At 73.7% G+C, this 17,188-nt stretch carries 21 protein-coding genes; 11 read left to right on the forward strand and 10 right to left on the reverse strand.

Annotation, left to right across the window (positions count from 1 at the left end):
* Window positions 1-43: 43 nt before the first annotated feature.
* Both SLP03_RS01140 and SLP03_RS01145 read right to left on the reverse strand, forming a co-directional pair.
* A complete protein-coding gene (locus SLP03_RS01140; RefSeq protein WP_319458568.1) occupies window positions 44-547 on the reverse strand; it encodes a hypothetical protein in 504 nt (167 codons plus the stop codon).
* Between the two features lie 151 nt (window positions 548-698).
* Window positions 699-2,330 carry a RecQ family ATP-dependent DNA helicase gene (locus SLP03_RS01145; RefSeq protein WP_319458569.1) on the reverse strand — a complete coding sequence of 544 codons (1,632 nt, stop codon included), beginning with the start codon at window positions 2,328-2,330 and terminating at the stop codon, window positions 699-701.
* Window positions 2,331-2,466: 136 nt separating this feature from the next.
* Here SLP03_RS01145 and SLP03_RS01150 point away from each other — a divergent pair, with 136 nt between their 5' ends.
* Entirely contained in the window at window positions 2,467-2,616 is a 150-nt protein-coding gene (locus tag SLP03_RS01150) for a hypothetical protein (protein ID WP_319458570.1), read from the forward strand.
* Between the two features lie 58 nt (window positions 2,617-2,674).
* On the opposite strand, the gene SLP03_RS01155 is transcribed toward SLP03_RS01150, so the two are convergent.
* Together SLP03_RS01155 and SLP03_RS01160 are read right to left on the reverse strand one after the other, a co-directional pair.
* Entirely contained in the window at window positions 2,675-3,625 is a 951-nt protein-coding gene (locus SLP03_RS01155; RefSeq protein ID WP_319458571.1) for a TIGR03557 family F420-dependent LLM class oxidoreductase, read from the reverse strand.
* 93 nt (window positions 3,626-3,718) lie between these two features.
* Window positions 3,719-3,841, reverse strand: coding sequence for a hypothetical protein (locus SLP03_RS01160; protein WP_255544580.1), 123 nt, complete (start codon window positions 3,839-3,841; stop codon window positions 3,719-3,721).
* Window positions 3,842-3,980: 139 nt separating this feature from the next.
* On the opposite strand from SLP03_RS01160, the gene SLP03_RS01165 reads away from it, so the two are divergent.
* Window positions 3,981-5,492, forward strand: a complete 1,512-nt coding sequence (locus tag SLP03_RS01165) for a glycoside hydrolase family 3 protein (RefSeq protein WP_319458572.1) — start codon at window positions 3,981-3,983, stop codon at window positions 5,490-5,492.
* Window positions 5,493-5,510: 18 nt separating this feature from the next.
* Here SLP03_RS01165 and SLP03_RS01170 read toward each other — a convergent pair whose 3' ends face one another.
* Window positions 5,511-5,798: a GNAT family N-acetyltransferase gene (locus SLP03_RS01170; protein WP_319458573.1), complete on the reverse strand. Its 288-nt coding sequence runs from the start codon at window positions 5,796-5,798 to the stop codon at window positions 5,511-5,513.
* A complete protein-coding gene (locus SLP03_RS01175; protein WP_319458574.1) occupies window positions 5,795-7,021 on the reverse strand; it encodes a cysteine desulfurase-like protein in 1,227 nt (408 codons plus the stop codon). The genes SLP03_RS01170 and SLP03_RS01175 overlap by 4 nt, the downstream gene beginning before the upstream one ends.
* 75 nt (window positions 7,022-7,096) lie before the next feature.
* On the opposite strand from SLP03_RS01175, the gene SLP03_RS01180 reads away from it, so the two are divergent.
* From SLP03_RS01180 to SLP03_RS01210, 7 genes are all read left to right on the forward strand, one after another.
* Window positions 7,097-7,462, forward strand: a complete 366-nt coding sequence (locus tag SLP03_RS01180) for a hypothetical protein (protein WP_319458575.1) — start codon at window positions 7,097-7,099, stop codon at window positions 7,460-7,462.
* Window positions 7,463-7,522: 60 nt separating this feature from the next.
* Window positions 7,523-8,344: a DUF1206 domain-containing protein gene (locus tag SLP03_RS01185; protein ID WP_319458576.1), complete on the forward strand. Its 822-nt coding sequence runs from the start codon at window positions 7,523-7,525 to the stop codon at window positions 8,342-8,344.
* 82 nt (window positions 8,345-8,426) lie between these two features.
* Window positions 8,427-9,623 (forward strand): mechanosensitive ion channel family protein, encoded by a 1,197-nt coding sequence (locus SLP03_RS01190; protein ID WP_319458577.1) that lies wholly within the window; start codon window positions 8,427-8,429, stop codon window positions 9,621-9,623.
* 354 nt (window positions 9,624-9,977) lie between these two features.
* A complete protein-coding gene (locus SLP03_RS01195) occupies window positions 9,978-10,412 on the forward strand; it encodes a phage holin family protein (RefSeq protein WP_319458578.1) in 435 nt (144 codons plus the stop codon).
* Window positions 10,409-10,759 (forward strand): DUF3618 domain-containing protein, encoded by a 351-nt coding sequence (locus tag SLP03_RS01200; RefSeq protein WP_319458579.1) that lies wholly within the window; start codon window positions 10,409-10,411, stop codon window positions 10,757-10,759. The genes SLP03_RS01195 and SLP03_RS01200 overlap by 4 nt, the downstream gene beginning before the upstream one ends.
* Window positions 10,756-11,028 (forward strand): DUF4235 domain-containing protein, encoded by a 273-nt coding sequence (locus SLP03_RS01205; protein WP_319458580.1) that lies wholly within the window; start codon window positions 10,756-10,758, stop codon window positions 11,026-11,028. Before SLP03_RS01200 ends, SLP03_RS01205 begins: the two co-directional genes overlap by 4 nt.
* 291 nt (window positions 11,029-11,319) lie before the next feature.
* A complete protein-coding gene (locus tag SLP03_RS01210) occupies window positions 11,320-11,523 on the forward strand; it encodes a cold-shock protein (protein WP_319458581.1) in 204 nt (67 codons plus the stop codon).
* Window positions 11,524-11,646: 123 nt separating this feature from the next.
* On the opposite strand, the gene SLP03_RS01215 is transcribed toward SLP03_RS01210, so the two are convergent.
* Window positions 11,647-11,844 carry a hypothetical protein gene (locus tag SLP03_RS01215; protein WP_319458582.1) on the reverse strand — a complete coding sequence of 66 codons (198 nt, stop codon included), beginning with the start codon at window positions 11,842-11,844 and terminating at the stop codon, window positions 11,647-11,649.
* Between the two features lie 73 nt (window positions 11,845-11,917).
* Window positions 11,918-12,901, reverse strand: a complete 984-nt coding sequence (locus SLP03_RS01220; RefSeq protein ID WP_319458583.1) for an aldo/keto reductase — start codon at window positions 12,899-12,901, stop codon at window positions 11,918-11,920.
* An 83-nt stretch (window positions 12,902-12,984) separates the two neighbouring features.
* Here SLP03_RS01220 and SLP03_RS01225 point away from each other — a divergent pair, with 83 nt between their 5' ends.
* Together SLP03_RS01225 and SLP03_RS01230 are read left to right on the forward strand one after the other, a co-directional pair.
* Window positions 12,985-13,779 (forward strand): trans-aconitate 2-methyltransferase, encoded by a 795-nt coding sequence (locus SLP03_RS01225; RefSeq protein ID WP_319458584.1) that lies wholly within the window; start codon window positions 12,985-12,987, stop codon window positions 13,777-13,779.
* The gene (locus tag SLP03_RS01230) at window positions 13,776-14,801 is read left to right on the forward strand and encodes an adenosine deaminase (RefSeq protein WP_319458585.1); all 1,026 of its coding nucleotides are present in this window, start codon (window positions 13,776-13,778) and stop codon (window positions 14,799-14,801) included. The genes SLP03_RS01225 and SLP03_RS01230 overlap by 4 nt, the downstream gene beginning before the upstream one ends.
* A 276-nt stretch (window positions 14,802-15,077) precedes the next feature.
* On the opposite strand, the gene SLP03_RS01235 is transcribed toward SLP03_RS01230, so the two are convergent.
* Both SLP03_RS01235 and SLP03_RS01240 read right to left on the reverse strand, forming a co-directional pair.
* Complete coding sequence (locus tag SLP03_RS01235; RefSeq protein ID WP_319458586.1) at window positions 15,078-16,469, reverse strand: HAMP domain-containing sensor histidine kinase; 1,392 nt, start codon at window positions 16,467-16,469, stop codon at window positions 15,078-15,080.
* Between the two features lie 29 nt (window positions 16,470-16,498).
* A complete protein-coding gene (locus SLP03_RS01240; RefSeq protein WP_319458587.1) occupies window positions 16,499-17,188 on the reverse strand; it encodes a response regulator transcription factor in 690 nt (229 codons plus the stop codon).

Consider the following 17,188-nt stretch of genomic DNA (forward strand, 5'->3'; position numbering starts at 1 on the left):
GGGATGCCAGGGCCCGCTACGCCCGCGGCGTCGGGTCGTTCCGTCAGTCGTTGAGCACGTGCGAGAGCCGGTCCCGGAAGCGGCGCTCCGAGTCGCTGACCACGTCGCCGCCGAGGCCCAGGATGCCGCCGCTGGACGCCGCGCTCACCACCTGCTCGGCGATCTCCACCAGCCAGTGCTTGTACGCCCCCGCCTGGCCCTCGTCGACCCGGGCGGCCAGCAGGGCCGCCGCCTCGCCGGCCCGGGCCAGCACGTCGTCGATCATCGCCTGCGGGTCGGCGGGCTCGATGACCGGCATTTCCTCGCCGGCCTCCGGGTCGCCCACCCGGGCGACGATCTCGCCGGCGACCGCGGCCACCAGCGGACTCGCCGATCCGCGCCCGGCGGCGATGCCCTCCAGCCCGGCGGCGTTCTCCGCCATGGTGCGCTTGGTGCCGTCCGACTCGGCCGCGCTCGCCGCGGTCAGCACCGACTGCGGCAGGCCGACCAGCAGCCCCCACTCCTCGTCGGAGAATCCGAACCCGGTGTACGCCGGCTGCTCGATCACGACAACAACACCCCTCTCATTGGCTGACGTGGCGCGGGCGGTCCGGCCGTGTACGACGTTGGTGCCCTGATCCGGAACAGGTTAATCCAGTGCCCACTCCTTCGCTGTCCAGGAAGATCCGGAAACCCGGTGAACGTTAATGGACACCGCACTAGTCCAGCGTCAGCAGGCCCTGTTCGGACACCACGCGCACGGACAGTGTCTTGTACCCCACCTCGTCGAAGAGCACCGTCATCCGGTCCTCCTCGTAGCTCAGCACCAGGCCGGACCCCCACTCCGGGTGCCGGACCTGGCTGTGCACCGGGAACGGTCCGCTCGCCCCGTCGTCGGGGACGCTGGTGCCCGCGTGGCAGTTGTCGCAGTGCCCGCAGACCTTGCTCATCTGCTCGCCGAAGTACGCCAGCAGCGCCTGCCCCCGGCACCCGGTGGTCTCGGCGAAGGCCCGCATCATGTCGGTACGCGACCGGGTGACCGTCTGCTGCCGTTCCGCCTCGGCCAGCGCGGCGCGGGCCGAGGCGGCGGGCTCCGGGGCGTACCGGGGGGCGCCCATGCGCTGCTTCGCCCGCAGCTCGGCCGCGCCCACCTGCTCCAGCAGGGAGAGGTACTGGCCGAACTTGCGCGGGCCGAGGCCGGTCAGCTCGCGCAGCTCCTTCTTGGTCCGGGCCTGCTTGCGCAGCACCGCGGCGAGGTCACGCAGCTCGGTCTCGTCCGGCAGGCCACCGCTGAAGTAGCGCTGCAGCCCGACGTCCTCGGCGCGCCAGAGCAGCAGGACCCGGGCGGATTCGCCGTCCCGGCCGGCGCGACCGATCTCCTGGAAGTAGCTGTCCGGGGAGTCGGGCAGCGCCATGTGCACCACCCAGGCGATGTTCGGCTTGTCGATGCCCATGCCGAACGCGGACGTCGCCACCATGATCGGCACCCGGTCGGCGAGGAACGCCTCGTGCAGCTGGTTGCGGGCGGCGGTGGGCATCCCGCCGTGGTAGTACTGGGCCGGGAAGCCGGCGTCGGTGAGCCGCTGGGCCAGCTCCTCGGCCGCCCGCCGGGTGGGCACGTAGATGATGCCGGGGCGTTCGTCGTCGCGGAGCAGGGCGATCAGCCGCCGCCAGCGGTAGTCGTCGGTGGGGCAGTGGGCAACCTCGAGGAAGAGGTTGGACCGGTCCAGTCCGGAGACCACCACCTCGGGGTCGCGCAGCCGCAGCCGGGCGATGATGTCGTCGCGTACCGGCGGGGAGGCGGTGGCGGTCAGCGCGACCACCGGCGGCCGGCCGAGGCCGTCGATCAGGTGGCCGAGCGCCAGGTAGTCGGGGCGGAAGTCGTGTCCCCAGGCCGAGATGCAGTGCGCCTCGTCGATCGCCACGAGCGCCGGGTTCAGCGACCGGACCTCGGCCATCCGGTCCGGGTTGCTGAGCGCCTCCGGGGTGATGAAGAGGAACTCGGCGCGTCCCTCCCGGATCTCCACGATCGCCTCGGCCTGCTGGGCCGCGGTCTCGTCGGAGCTGATCCGGACCGCCCGCAGCTCGGGGCGTTGCCGCTCGTTGAGCGCCGCGATCTGGTCCTGCTGGAGGGCCAGCAGCGGGGAGATGACCACGGTGGGTCCGGGGATCAGGCTGGCCGGGATCTGGTAGATCGCCGACTTGCCGGCGCCGGTGGGCAGCACCACCAGGGCGTCGCGTCGCTTCATCACCGCGCGCATCGCGGCCAGTTGGTTGGGCCGGAGCGCGGTCCAGCCGAAGAGGCTCCGCGCCGCGCGGCGCAACGTCGTCGAGTGCATGGTCAGCTTCATCAGTGGCCGCAGGTACCCGGGCGGGCATCGGGCGAAACCGGCCGGCCCGGCGGGCGGGGGCCGGGTTTCGTTCGGGCATGGGTACCTCCGCAGTGGACCGTACCGGCGGGGCGACCCGTCCGCCGTCCCCGAGGCGGTGGCCACGCTCGTCGTCGGGGTCTGCCACGACCTGGTCCTCGGCCGCCTTCTCGATCCCACGGGAGCGCCGCCCGAGCCCTCGCCCGGTCTGGTCGCCGAGCTGGTCGACACGCTTGTGCACGGCATCGTCCGGCCCGCCGACGGCTGACCGAGGGACCGCGTCCCGCCGCCCGGTGCGGCAGTCGTCCGGGAAGGAGCTGGCCGGGTCACCGCAGTCGGGGCAGCACCTCGCGCCGGTAGAGGTCGAACAGGCCCTGCCAGTGCGGGCCGGTGTTGGCCACGTACACCTCGTCGAAGCCGGCCTTGGCGTACTTGTCGATCATCTCGAGGTGCGCGTCGACGCTGTTGCCGCAGACGAACGACTCCTTCACCATCTCCGGCTTGACCAGCTGGGCGGCCTGCTCGAAGTGGCGCGGCGAGGGGAGCACCTGGGACAGCTCGCCCGGCACCCCGGCGTTCGGCCACTTCTCGTACGCGATCCGCGCGCCGGCGTCCTCGCTGTCGGCGTACGCCGCCTTGAAGCCGGCCTGGCACGGCTTGTCGCCGCCGCCGTTCTCGCGGAACCGGCGGACCATCTCGCCGTCGGGCATGATGTTGATGTACCCGTCGCCGATCCGGGCGGCCAGGTCGATCGACTTCGGGCCGAAGCCGGAGACGTAGATCGGCGGGGGAGTGTCGGGCAGCGTGTAGATCCGGGCGTGATCGACGGTGTAGTGCCTGCCGTGGTGGTTGACGAACCCGCCCCGCCACAGCTCGCGCATCACCTCGACCGCCTCCGCCAGCATCTCCAGCCGGACGTCGGTCTGCGGCCAGGCGTCGCCGAGGATGTGCTCGTTGAGCGCCTCACCGGTGCCAACGCCGAGGACGAACCGGCCGTTGTGCATGACCGCGCTGGTCGCCGCCGCCTGCGCGATGATCGCCGGGTGGATGCGGACCGTCGGGCAGGTGACCGCGGTGGTCACCGGCAGCGCGCAGACCTGGCTGAGCGCGCCGATCGTCGACCAGACGAAGGGGCTCTGGCCCTGCGCGTCCACCCACGGGTGGTAGTGGTCGGAGATCCACAGTGCCTCAAAGCCGGCCCGCTCGGCGCCGCGCGCCTGCTCCAGCAGCTCCGCCGGGGTGTACTCCTCGCTGGACAGGAAGTAGCCGATCCTCATCGTTCTCCCTCGCTGCTCGCGGTGCGGGTGCACGGATGGACAACGAGAGGCGTACCCCCCAGGGTGCCGGCCGAACGGGCGGGGCCGGTTGGGTCAGCGGCGGAACATGGCCCGGATCGCGAGCAGCAGGAACAGGCCGCCGACCACCAGGCCGAGCAGCCGTACGCCGGGGACGTCGGCCGCGCTGGTGGCGTCGGCGAGCAGCGCGGGGTGCATGGTCGCACTCTTCCACCCGGGTACGGGGAGGCGCCAGGCGCTAACAGTAAGGTTTATTGACTATTTCAGGGCGCGGTGTGACCATGGCAGCACCCGCCGGGGCGGCGGGCCGGTGGGGAAGACGGGGGTACGACAGCGCATGAACGAGCGGATCGTGGGGGCGACCGGAGACCTGGCGGGCCTCGCCGCCGCCGTCCTGCAGCCCGGCTTCGTCGGCACCACCCCGCCACCCTGGGTGTGCCGGTGGCTCGGCGAGGGGCTCGGCTCGGTGGTCCTCTTCGCCCGCAACATCGTCGACCCCGGTCAGCTCGCCGCGCTCACCGCGACGCTGCGCGCCGAGCGCCCGGACGTCATCGTCGCCATCGACGAGGAGGCCGGCGACGTCACCCGGATCGAGTCCGCCCGGGGCAGCTCCCGGCCCGGCAACTTCGCCCTCGGCGCGGTCGACGACCCGGCCCTGACCGAGGAGGTGGCCCGCGACCTCGGCGCCGAGCTGGCCGGCGTGGGCGTCACCCTCAACTACGCCCCGGACGCCGACGTCAACTCCAACCCGGCCAACCCGGTCATCGGCGTCCGCTCGTTCGGTACCGCCGCCGACCTGGTCGCCCGGCACACCGCCGCCTGGGTACGCGGACTCCAGGCCAGCGGCGTCGCGGCCTGCGCCAAGCACTTCCCGGGCCACGGCGACACCCGGGTGGACTCGCACCACGACCTGCCCCGCATCGGCGGCGATCGGGCCCGCCTCGACGCCGTCGAGCTGGCGCCGTTCCGGGCCGCCGTGGCCGCCGGGGTGCAGGCGGTGATGACCGGGCACCTGCTGGTGCCCGCGCTCGACCCGGAGCTGCCGGCCACCCTCAGCCCGCGCATCCTCGGCGGGCTGCTCCGCGAGGAGCTGGGATTCCACGGGGTGGTGGTCACCGACGCGGTGGAGATGCGGGCCGTCGCCGACCGGTACGGCTTCGCCGGCGCGGCGGTCCGCGCCCTCGCCGCCGGCGCGGACGCGATCTGCGTGGGCGGGGAGCGGGCCACCGAGGCGGACGCCCGGGAACTGCGCGACGCCGTCGTCGCCGCGGTGGTGACCGGAGAACTGCCGGAGGAGCGCCTCGCCGAGGCGGCCAAGCGGGTCGGTCAGCTCGCCGCCTGGACGGTCGCCGCCCGCGCCGACCGCCCCGCCGGCACCCCGGCCGCGGCCGACGGCTCCGCGATCGGGCTGGCCGCCGCGCGACGGGCGCTCCGGGTGGTCACCGCACCCGCCGGCGCCGACGCGCTGCCGTTGCGCCACCCGGCCCACGTGGTGGAGTTCGCCCCGCCGCACAACCTCGCCATCGGCGCGGAGACCCCGTGGGGGATCGGCGCGCCCCTGGCCGACCTGGTCCCGGACACCACCGTCGCCCGGTACGCCGAGGGCGGGGCGCCCGCCGACCCCACCGCCGGCGCAGCCGGCCGCCCCGTCGTGCTGGTCGTGCGGGACCTGCACCGGCACGACTGGATGCGGGCCGCCGTGCGCCGTGCGTTGGCCGCCCGCCCGGACGCCGTCGTCGTGGAACTCGGCGTCCCGGAGCTGGTCACCGGCGCGGTCCACATCGCCACCCACGGCGCCACCCGGGCCGCTGCCCGGGCCGCGGCCGAACTCCTCACCGGCGCCCGCTGAACCGCCGGCGCAACCCGGTCAGGACTCGGCGACCACCAGGTCGGCGTACTCGGGGTGGCGGTCGATGAAGGCGGCCACGAAGGGGCACTTCGCCACCAGCCGGTCGCCGCGCTCGCGGATCTGGTCGAGGGTGCCCCGGATCAGGGCCGACCCCACGCCCATGTTCTGGAACCGCTCCTCCACGTCGGTGTGGGTGAAGACCAGCACCTCGCCGCGCGGCAGGTACGCGGTGAACCCGGCCAGCGCGTCATCGACCAGGATCTCGAAACGGTGCTTGGCGGGGTTCTCCTCGACCAGGAAGCTCACCGGGTCATTCTCCCCCCGGCGGCGACGATCCTGTCCAGTTCGGCGAGCAACCGGTCCACCTCGTCCACCGTGTTGTAGTGGTAGACGCTGGCCCGGACCGCCCCGCCGCTGTCGCGCAGCCCCATCGTGCGGAAGTACTCGTAGGCGTAGTAGTCGCCGGAGGAGAGGCAGAAACCGGCCGCGCCCAGCGCCGCGGCGGTGTCGGCCGGCGCCAGCCCGGCCACCCGGAACGACACCGTCGGGCAGCGCCGAGCCGGGGAGCCGTACACGGTCACCGCCGGCCGCGCGGTCAACCCGGCCAGCAGTCGGTCGAAGACCGCCTCCTCGTGGGCCTGGGCGGCGGCCAGGCCGGCGCGGACCCGGTCCCGTCGGCTGCCGGTGGCGCCCGGGTCGAGCGTGGCCAGGTGGTCCACCGCGGCGGCCACCCCGGCCAGCAGCGGGAAGCTCGGCGTGCCGTACTCGAACCGGTCCGGCACCGCGTCGGAGGAGGGAAGCAGCTTCGCCGGGCGCAGCTGCGCCCAGAAGACCGGGTCGGCGACCATCGCGGCCAGGTGCGGCCCCGACCACTTGTACGCGCTGGTGACCAGGAAGTCGGCGCCCAGCGAGGCCACGTCCGTCGGGCCGTGCGGCACCGAGTGCACCCCGTCGACGCAGACCAGCGCGCCGACCGCGTGCGCGCTCTTCGCGATCGCGGCGACGTCCGGCGCGGTGCCGATCGCGTTGCTGCCCGCGGTCACCGCGACCAGCCGGGTCCGCTCGCCGACCAGGTCGGTGTACTGGCCGACGGGCAGCTCACCGGTCGCCGGATCGAACTCCGCCCAGCGCACCGTGGCCCCGGCCGCCTCCGCCGCCTGCACCCAGGGCCGCACGTTCGCGTCGTGGTCGAGCCGGGAGACCACCACCTCGTCGCCCGGCCGCCAGGCCGCGCCGAGCGTCCGGGCCAGGGTGTACGTCAGCGCTGTGGCGCTCGGCCCGAGCACCACGCCCTCGGGTCGCGCGCCGAGCAGGTCGGCGACCGCGGATCGGGCGGCCGCGACGAGGTCCAGGGAGCGCCGGCCAGGCCCGAAGGCGGTGCTGCGGTTGCCGATCGCCGCGCGCATCGCGGCGCCGACCGCCTCGATCACCGGCTCGGCGGTCTGGGTGCCGCCGGCACCGTCGAAGTGGACGAAGCCCTCGGCCAGGGCGGGGTACGCGGCCCGGGTGCGGGCGATGTCGAACGGCATGTCGGGACGATAGCGCGCCTGCCGGAATGATCTCCGATGGTGCCGGTGTCGCCGCGGTCTCGTACCCTTGGCCGGGTGACGAACCGACTCGCGTTCCCCCCGCAGTACCCCACCCGCCGGGCTGCCGGCCTGCTGGCCGGCCTGGCGCTCGGCGTCGCGGTGCTGTCCGGCTGCAGCTCGGAGGGCGCCTCCACCGACTGTGGGTTGGACGCCTGCACGGTCACCTTCGAGCGCGGCGTCGACGCCAGCGCCACCATCCTCGGGGTCGAGGCCAAGCTGATCGGCGCCCAGGGTGACCAGGTCACCGTCGAGGTCGCCGGAGAGCAGCTCTCGCTCACCGTCGGCCAGCAGGCCACCGAGGCCGGCGGCTTCGCGGTCACCCTGGACAGCGTCACCGACCAGCAGGTCAAGATCCGCGTGGCGCGCAATTCCAACAGCTGACCGGGCCAGGGCGGTGGCGGCCGACGTTTGGAAATCTTCGCATCAGGAGATTGTGGCGCCATGTCACTCACCCGGAACGCCGGAGCCACCGCCGCCCAGGCAGCAAACAGCAGGTGGCTCGAACTGTTGACCCGGGCCGGATTCATCGGCTACGGGATCGTGCACCTTCTCTTCGCCTGGCTCGCGCTCCAGATCGCCTTCGGCAAGTCGGGCGAGGAGGGCAACCAGAACGGTGCGCTTCGTACGCTGGGCGCTCAGCCGCTCGGCAAGTTCCTGCTCATCACGATCGCGGTCGGCCTCTTCGCCATGGCCATCTGGCAGGCGTTCGAAGCCGCGATCGGGCACCGGGCCCTGCGCGACAAGGACCGGCTCTTCGAGCGGATCGCCTCGGTCGTCCGGACCGTGGTCTTCCTCTGGCTGGCCTGGACCGCGATCAAGGTCTTCCAGGACGCCAGCGCGAACGCCTCCGATCAGCAGCAGGCCCTCTCCGAGAAGCTGATGGCCACCACCGGCGGCCGCTGGCTGGTCGGGCTGGCCGGACTGGTGCTCGCCATCGTCGGCATCGGAATGGTCATCTACGGGCTGAAGAAGAAGTTCGAGAAGAACCTCAAGACCGGCGAGATGAGCCCGAAGACCCACACCCTGACCCGCCGGCTGGGCATGGCCGGCTACGCCGCCCGGGGCGCCGTCTTCGCCGTCGCCGGCCTCCTGATCATCGTGGCCGCGGTGAAGTACGACCCGGAGAAGGCCCGCGGCCTGGACGCCGCCCTACGGACCATGCGCGACCAGCCCTGGGGTCCCTTCATCCTGCTGCTGATGGCGCTCGGCATCGCCGCCTTCGGCGTCTACTGCTTCCTCCAGTCCCGCTACCGCAAGGTCTGAACTGGTCGATTCCACCGACCGCCGGGCATCATTGGGCCTTTGTGCCCGAAGCACCCCGCCCGGCTGGAGGGAGAAAGTACCTGTGCAGAGCTACCTCATGACGGTCGTCGCCGCGCTCGCCGCGGCGGCGATCGCTCTATTGGTGGTCGAGGTGGTGCACCAGGTGATTCGCCGGCTCGGCCGGCGCTCACTGCTGATGACCGAGCTCACCGACCACTCGCACCACCCGTTCCAGGCGGCCGCCACCGTGTTCGCGGTGCAGCTCGCCGTCCGGTTCACCACCCTGTACGCCGTGGGCAGCCCGTGGCGGCAGTTCGTCCTGCACGCGCTCGGGCTGGGCCTGATCGCGGCCGGGTCCTGGCTGGTCGCCTCGCTGCTGGTGGTGATCGAGGACACCGCGCTGGAACGGTTCCGGGTGGACGTGCCGAACAACCGGCACGCCCGCCGGGTGCGTACCCAGGTGGTGCTGCTGCGCCGGCTCACCATCGCGGTGATCGTCGTGCTGGCCCTCGGCGTGATGCTGATGACCTTCCCCGCCGTACGCGGCATCGGCGCCGGCGTGCTGACCAGCGCCGGTGTCGTCGGTGTGGTCGCCGCGCTCGCCGCCCAGAGCCTCCTCGGCAACGTCTTCGCCGGTCTCCAGCTCGCCTTCAGCGACGCGGTGCGGCTCGACGACGTGGTGGTGGTCGAGGGGGAGTGGGGCCGGATCGAGGAGCTGACGCTGAGCTACGTGGTGGTGCAGATCTGGGACGACCGCCGGCTGATCCTGCCCACCTCGTACTTCACCAGCGCCCCGTTCGAGAACTGGACCCGGACCGAGGCGGCGGTGCTCGGCACCGCCGAGTTCGACGTCGACTGGTCGATCCCCGTGCAGGCCATGCGGGAGGAGCTGCGCCGGGTCTGCGAGGGCACGGAGCTGTGGGACGGCCGGGTCTGCGTGCTCCAGGTGACCGACGCCACCGGTGGCATGATCAAGGTCCGGGCGCTGGTCAGCGCGGCCGACGCCGGCAGCCTCTGGGACCTGCGCTGCCTGGTCCGTGAGCACCTGGTGGCCTGGGTGCGCGACCACCGGCCGACCGCGCTGCCGCGGATGCGCGCCGAGGTGGGCGACGCCTCCGGCGCACTGCCGTGGCACGCGGTGCAGCCGCGCCGCCCGGTCCGCCGGCTGCCCGACACCGACGTGCCGGACGACGCCCGGGTCTTCGGCGGCAGCGACGACGGCGATGCCCGCAGCGAGACCTTCGTGGGCCGCGAGGAGCCCGCCGACCTCCGTCGCTGACCACCGGACCACCCCGGGAGCCCCCGGCCGCCCCGCGCGGCGCCGGGGGCTCCGCGCTTGTCCGGGCCGACCGCGGGCCACGTGACCTCGTTGCCCGCCGGCCCGTTGCACCTGCCGGGGAGGTGTCGTACCGCCGTCACGTCGACCTGCCGGGGTCGCCCGTTGCGGGACATTCGGCCCCCGGTGCGTTTGTTCCGTCGGTTCCGGGGGACCTGCTGCGCACGCCCCGGCTCCGGCTCGCGCGCTGCGGCGCCGGATGGTGGGCGGCGCGGCCGGGCGGGACCGGCGCTCCGGGCAGGATTGGCGCGCCGTGACTCCGGGCATACAGCGCGGTGATGATGAAAGGAGGACAGCATGGCTGACGTCGCGAGTCGCAGCACGTCCCGGACCGGGAGCGAGCCGTCCACCGCGGAACTGGTGCAGCGGGCCACCGAGCAGGTCTCCCGACTGGTGCGGGACGAGTTGGCGCTGGCCCGGGCGGAGCTGACCCAGAAGGGCAAGCACGCCGGGATCGGGATCGGTCTCTTCGGCGGCGGCGGGGTGATGGCCCTCTACGGGACGGGCGCCCTGGTCGCCACCGCAATCCTGCTGCTGGCGCTGGTGATGCCCGCGTGGCTCGCCGCCCTGATCGTGGCGGTGGCGCTCTTCCTGCTCGCCGGAGTGTTCGCCCTGGTCGGCAAGAAGCAGGTCAGCCGTGCCGTCCCGCCGGTGCCGGAGGCGACGGTTCGCAGTGTCCGGGCGGACGTGGACACCGTCACCGCCGCGGTGAGGGACGGGAGACGGGCATGACGGGCAACGGGACCGGCGACACGGAGGCGCTCCGCGAGGAGATCCGCCGTACCCGGGTGGAGCTGGGTGAGACCATGGAGCTGTTGGCCGCCAAGGCCGACGTCAAGGCTCGGCTGAAGGACTCCGCCGAGCAGGCGAAGGTGCGGATGCGCGAGCAGGCCGCGCTGACCGTGGCCCGGGTGCGCGGCCAGGCCGCGGAGAAGGCCCGCGGCGCACGGGCGCAGGCGTACGACAAGGGTGAGGCGGTCCGGCGCAGGCCGGTGCCGTGGGCGGCCGTCGCGGCCGTCGCGGCCGGCGCCGTGGCGACCGTGGTGGTGCTGCTGATCGTCCGGGGGAGGCGCAGGTGAGCGGAAAGATCGGCAAGGCAGCGTACCGGCCCGTCGGGGTGCTGCTCGGGCTGGCCGCCGGTACGGTCGCCGGGGTGATCTTCCGGCAGGTCTGGAAGGTGACCGCGGGCGACGGCGAGGCGCCCAGCGCCACCGACGAGGACCGCCGCTGGGGCGAGATCCTGGCCGCCGCGGCGTTGCAGGGAGCGATCTTCGCGGTGGTCCGGGCCGCCGTGGACCGGGGCGGCGCGGTCGGCGTACGCCGGCTGACCGGCCGTTGGCCCGACTGATCCGCGCAGGTGTCGGCCCCTTCCCCAGCCATCGACGGGGAAGGGGCCTTTCGCATGGTCCCGCCGGCCCGCCCAGTTGATCTGACGCATCCGTCAGGTCACATGTCGAAGAATTTCGTCGATTGGGCTGTGCAGAGTTTTTGCGTACGTGGTTTGCTGTTCCCCGCTGTTGAGAGATGGCGTGGGTTGAGAGAAGTCACCTTCACCGGGGGCCACCTCAGGCGCCGCTGCTCGAAAACGGCCAATCGGCCGCACGGCGTGCTCGGCCGCCAGTTTTAGAAGGAGATACACATGGCGCAGGGAACCGTGAAGTGGTTCAACGCAGACAAGGGCTTCGGCTTCATCACCGTCGACGGCGGGGGTGCTGACGTGTTCGTCCACTTCTCGGCCATCGAGACCAGCGGCTACCGCACGCTGGAGGAGAACCAGCGGGTGGAGTTCGAGATCGCCCAGGGTCAGAAGGGTCCGCAGGCCGAGCAGGTCCGCCCCCTCTGAGCAGTGCCGGCCGGCAGCGCCGGCCTGTGCGATCCGGCCCCCCGGATCGATGCGAAGCCCCGCACCCCGCCCCGGGATGCGGGGCTTTCCGCGTTCCCGGTGGCGGTCCTGGGTGCGGGCCGGTCAGGGGCGGTGGCGGCGGGTGCGCATCCCGTACCAGAGGGCGGCGAGTCCGATGAGGACGACGACCGGGCCGATCACCGCCCAGATCCGCTGGTCGGTCATCACGCTGCCGCCGACGTAGCCGAGGCCCTGCACGGTCCACACCGCGCCGACGACCACCGCCAGCAGCCCGAGCGTGAGCGTGAGCCAGCCCCTCATCGAATCCCCCTCCCGGCGTACCGCACCGGTCCAGCATGCCCGCCAGCGTCCGGGTACGTCGGCGCCACGCCGGTCACCACCGGTCGTGCACCTGCGGCCGGATCAGCTCGTCGTACGTCTGCCGGACGGCGGTCAGCTCCGCCCCGGTCAGCGGCGGCAGGTCGGCCGCGGCGGCGTTGCGCCGGGCCTGGTCGGCGTCCCGGGCGCCGGGGATGACCACGGTGACGCCGGGCTGGTCGAGGATCCAGCGCAGCGCGAACTGGGCCATCGTCCGGCCCTCGCCGACCAGCGGCGCGAGCCGGCGCACGGCGGCCAGGCCGAGGTCGTAGTCGACCCCCGAGAAGGTCTCGCCGACGTCGAAGGACTCGCCGTGCCGGTTGAAGGTGCGGTGGTCGTCGGCGGGGAAGGTGGTGTGCTCGTCGTACCGGCCGGAGAGCAGGCCGCTCGCCAGCGGTACCCGGGCGATGATGCCGACCCCGGCCGCGGCGGCGGCGGGCAGCACCCGCTCCAGGGGCTTGTGCCGGACCGCGTTGAGGATGATCTGCACGCTGGCCACGGGCGGCCGGGCGATGGCGGTGAGCGCCTGGTCGCAGGTCTCCACGCTCACCCCGTACCCGGCGATCCGCTTCTCGGCGACCAGGGTGTCCAGCGCGTCGAAGACCCGGTCGTCGGCGAAGACCGCGGTGGGCGGGCAGTGCAGCTGGACCAGGTCCAGGGTGTCCACGCCGAGGTTCGCCCGGGACCGGTCGGTCCAGGCCCGGAAGTTGTCCAGGGTGTACGCCTGCGGCGTCTGCTCCACCCGGCGGCCCATCTTGGTGGCGACGGTCAGCCCGTGCCCGGGTCGGGTGCGCAGGAACCGGCCGATCAGCTGCTCGCTGCGCCCGTCGCCGTACACGTCGGCGGTGTCCAGGAACGTGACGCCGGCGTCCACGGCGGCCGCCAGGACGGCCATCGCCGCGTCCTCGCTGACCTGACCCCAGTCGGCGCCGAGCTGCCAGGCGCCGAGTCCGACGACGCCGACGCGCCGGCCGAGCCGGTCGAAGCTGCGCTGTTCCATCCGACGAGCCTAGTGATCCTCTTGCCCGGGCGCCCGTCGGGCCGTAGGGTTCAACAAAACGTACGTACGGTTTGGAGGCTGTCATGTGGGACCCGAGCACCTACCTGCGGTACGGCGACGAGCGGTCCCGGCCGTTCCACGACCTGGTGGCCCGGATCCCGGCGCGGCAGCCACGGGCCGTCGTCGACCTCGGCTGCGGACCTGGCACCCTCACCGCCACCCTCGTCGAGCGCTGGCCGCGGAGCCGGATCGTCGGCCTGGACTCCTCCCCGGAGATGATCGACCGGGCCGCCGCGCTGGACGGTCCGGTCTCCTTCGCGGTCGGCGACGTCCGCGACTGGCGACCCGGGGCGGACGTGGACGTGCTGGTCTCCAACGCGGTCCTGCAGTGGGTGCCCGGCCACCGGGAGCTGCTCACCCGCTGGGCCCGCGAGCTGCCCGCCGGGGCCTGGCTGGCGGTGCAGGTGCCGGGCAACTTCGACGCCCCGTCGCACCGGGCGCTGCGCGAGGTCGCCGGGCGCGACCGGTGGCGGCCCGAGCTGGCCGCGCTGCTGCGCGAGGCGCCGGTCGGCGACCCGGTGGACTACGCCGCGCTGCTGGTCGCCGCCGGCTGCGCGGTCGACGCCTGGGAGACTACCTACGTGCACCTGCTCCCGGCCCCCGTCGACGCGGACCACCCGGTGCTGACCTGGATGGAGGGGACGGCGCTGCGCCCGGTCCGGGCCGCGCTGGACGCCGCCGGCTGGGCCGACTTCCGGGCCGAGCTGGGGGTACGCCTCGCCGGGGCGTACCCGGTGCGGCAGGGTCAGGTGTACTTCCCGTTCCGCCGGATCTTCGTGGTGGCCCGCACCGGCGCCCACGCAGAGGAGAACCCGTGACCGACCTGTCCACCTTCATCGCCGGACTGCCCAAGGTGGAGCTGCACGTGCACCACGTCGGCTCCGCCTCGCCCCGGATCGTCGCCGAGCTGGCCGCCCGGCACGAGGGGCGCACCCCCGTCCCGGCGGATCCGGACGCCCTCGCCGACTACTTCGCGTTCCGCGACTTCGCCCACTTCATCGAGGTCTACCTGAGCGTCGTCGACCTGATCCGCGACCCGGAGGACGTCTGGCTCCTCACCCACGAGGTGGCCCGGGAGCTGGCCCGCCAGCAGGTCCGGTACGCCGAGCTGACCGTCACCCCGTACTCGCACGTGCACCGGGGCATCCCCGCGCCGGCGTTCTGCGAGGCGATCGAGGACGCCCGCAAGCGGGCCGAGGCCGACTTCGGCATCGCGTTGCGCTGGTGCTTCGACATCCCGGGTGAGGCCGGCCTGCCCGCGGCCGAGGAGACCCTGCGGATCGCGCTGGAGGAGCGGCCGGACGGGCTGATCAGCTTCGGCCTGGGCGGCCCGGAGATCGGGGTGCCGCGCCCCCAGTTCAAGCCGTACTTCGACCAGGCCCGGGCGGCCGGCCTGCGCTCGGTGCCGCACGCCGGGGAGACCACCGGCCCGGAGACGGTCTGGGACGCGCTGCGCGAGCTGGGCGCGGAACGGATCGGGCACGGCATCTCCGCCGCGCTCGACCCGCAGCTGCTCACGTACCTCGCCGAGCGGCAGATCGCCCTGGAGGTCTGCCCCACCTCCAACGTGCGGACCCGGGCGGTGGCCACCATCGAGGAGCACCCGCTGCCGCAGCTCGTCGAGGCCGGCCTGCTGGTCACCGTCAACTCCGACGACCCGCCGATGTTCGGCACCACCCTCAACGACGAGTACGCGGTCGCCGCCCGCCTGCTCGGCGCCGGTCCGGAGGGGCTGGCCGGGCTGGCCCGGGCCGCGGTGACCGCCTCGTTCCTGGAGCCCGGGGAGAAGGCGCGGATCAGCGGCGAGATCGACGCCTACCTGGCGGCCGCGACCCGCTGAGCGGACGGGACGGCGGTCACCTCACGCCGGAGTGCGGCTCGACGGGGGAGTGGCGGGGCGCGGGGGCGGCGGGGGGGGGGGGGGGGGGGGGGGGCGGGGGGGGGGGGGCCCCCCCCCCCCCCCCGCCCCCACGGCTCCACCGGCCGGTGATGTTGCAGGGCGTCCCGGCCGACGGAACTGATGGGTTCTGCCCAGATCCTGTCAGTCCTCGGTGGCCCCGACGCCGTCGTTAACCCGGATCTAAGGAAGACTTGCGCCGGCGCACAGCTGGCGGGGTCAGCGCGGCCGGGGCCAGCGTCGCCCGCTGGTCTTCTGCTCCCGCGCCTCCCGGGTCATCCGGCCCACCAGCCCGAACCGGTTGACCTGCCGGGGCGTCGCCTCCGGGTCGGCCAGCAGCATCACCACGCTGGCGCCGCCGAGCCGGGCCCGGTCGATGCTCACCGAGCCGTTGGCCTGCAACGCCACCCGCTTGGCGATGTCCAGACCCAGCCCGGTCGAGCCCTGGTCGCTGGTGCCCCGGCGCAGCGCGCGGTCGGGGTTGGCGATGCCCGGGCCGGCGTCGTCGATCCGGATCGCCACATACCCGTCCCGCCGGCTGACGGCCACCTCGAAGGCGGTGCCCTGGGGGGTGTAGCGGAAGACGTTGCCGATCACCGCGTCGAGGGCGGCGGCCAGCTCGGCCCGGGGCACCGGCGCGGGGATGCGCAGCTGCGCCCCGCTCACCCGCTGCGGGCGGTTCTGGTCCCCGGCGAGGGCCGCCCAGAAGACCATCCGGTCTCGGACCACCTCGCTGACGTCGCACATCGCCGGGCCGGTCTCCTGGGTGACCACCTTGCGGGTGGTCTTGATCAGCTGGTCGACCTCGCCCTCCAGGGTGACGATGGCCTGGCGGATGCGGCGGATGCCGCGCCGGCGGTCCAGCTCCGCCTCGCTGAACGTGCCGATGCTGGTGTCGTCGGACTCCAGCGCCTCGGCGTCCAGGCGCAGCACGGTCAGCGGGGTACGCAGCCGGTGGGACAGGTCCGCGACCAGTTCCCGCTCGTCGGCGCGGAGCGCCACCAGCTGGTCGGCCATCCGGTTGAACGCGTGCCCGGCCTCGGCCACCTCTCGGGGGCCGCTCGGCTCGACGCGTACGCCGATGTCGCCGTCGCCGATCGCCAGGGCCGCCTTGACCAGCTCGCCGGTCGAGTCGACCGCGCGGGCGGCGACCCGGTCGACCACGATGACCGCGGCCCCCACCAGCGCGACGGCCACCGCGAGCAGCAGCAGCCACCGGCCGCCGGAGCCCTCGTCGAGCACCTCGTCCGGCACGAAGACCTCCACCACGGCGACGTTGTCGCCGAGCACCACCGGGTCGAGCCGGAGCACGCCGCCGGGCACGTCGGTGACCAGCGAGCGGCGCTCGGCGCCGGCCCGGGCCAGCGCCGCCGAGTCGGCGCGGCCCGCGGACTCGTCGCCACCGAGTCCGTGTACGACGGGCCGGGTCGCCGGGTCGTCGCCGCTGGCCGCCACGGCCCGCCGGACGACCGTCGGGTCGGTGCTGACGGCGAGGGCGCCGGTGACCAGGGCGCCGCGCCGGGCGGCGTCCGCCAGCTTCTCCTCGCGCGCCTGGTCCCCCAGGCTGATCCCGAGCGGAATGAGGAAGGCGAGCGCGGCGAGGCTGCACATGCCGGCCGTGAGCCAGGCCAGCGCCGGCCTCAGTCCGGTGCCACCAGCCGGAAGCCGACCCCCCGCACGGTGCGCAGGTAGCGCGGCTTCGCCGCGGACTCGCCCATTTTGCGGCGCAGCCAGTACAGGTGAACGTCGATGGTCTGGTCCTCGCCGACCGATGGCTGCCGCCATACCTCCTCCAAGAGCTCCCGCCGGGACACTACCCGGCCGGGACGTGCGGCGAGATACGCCAGCAGGTCGAACTCCTTGCGGGTCAGCGCGAGCGGCTCCCCGTCGAGCAGGACGCTCCGCTCGCCCACGTCCACCCGCAGGCCGCCGACGGCGTGCACGGCCGGCTGCACCGTGCGGCTGGCCCGGCCGGCCCGGCGCAGCACGGTGGTGATCCGGGCGTCCAGGTGCGCGCCCGTGAACGGCTTGACCATGTAGTCGTCGGCCCCCGCCCGCAGCAGCCGGACCACCGACTGCTCGTCGTCGCGGGCGGTGGCGATGATGATCGGCACGTCGGTGATGCCGCGCAGCATCCGTAACGCGTCGGAGCCGTCCAGGTCGGGCAGGCCGAGGTCGAGCACGACCAGGTCGGGGGTCTCGGCGGCGACCCGGCGCAGCGCGTCCAGGGCCGTACCGACGGCGTGCACGGCGTGCCCCCGGTCGGTGAGGGACCGCAGCATCGCGCCGCGTACGACGTGATCATCTTCGACCAGGAGCACGGTGGCCAC

It is taken from the genome of Micromonospora sp. RTP1Z1 (genome assembly GCF_033804685.1).
Lineage (GTDB): Bacteria > Actinomycetota > Actinomycetes > Mycobacteriales > Micromonosporaceae > Micromonospora.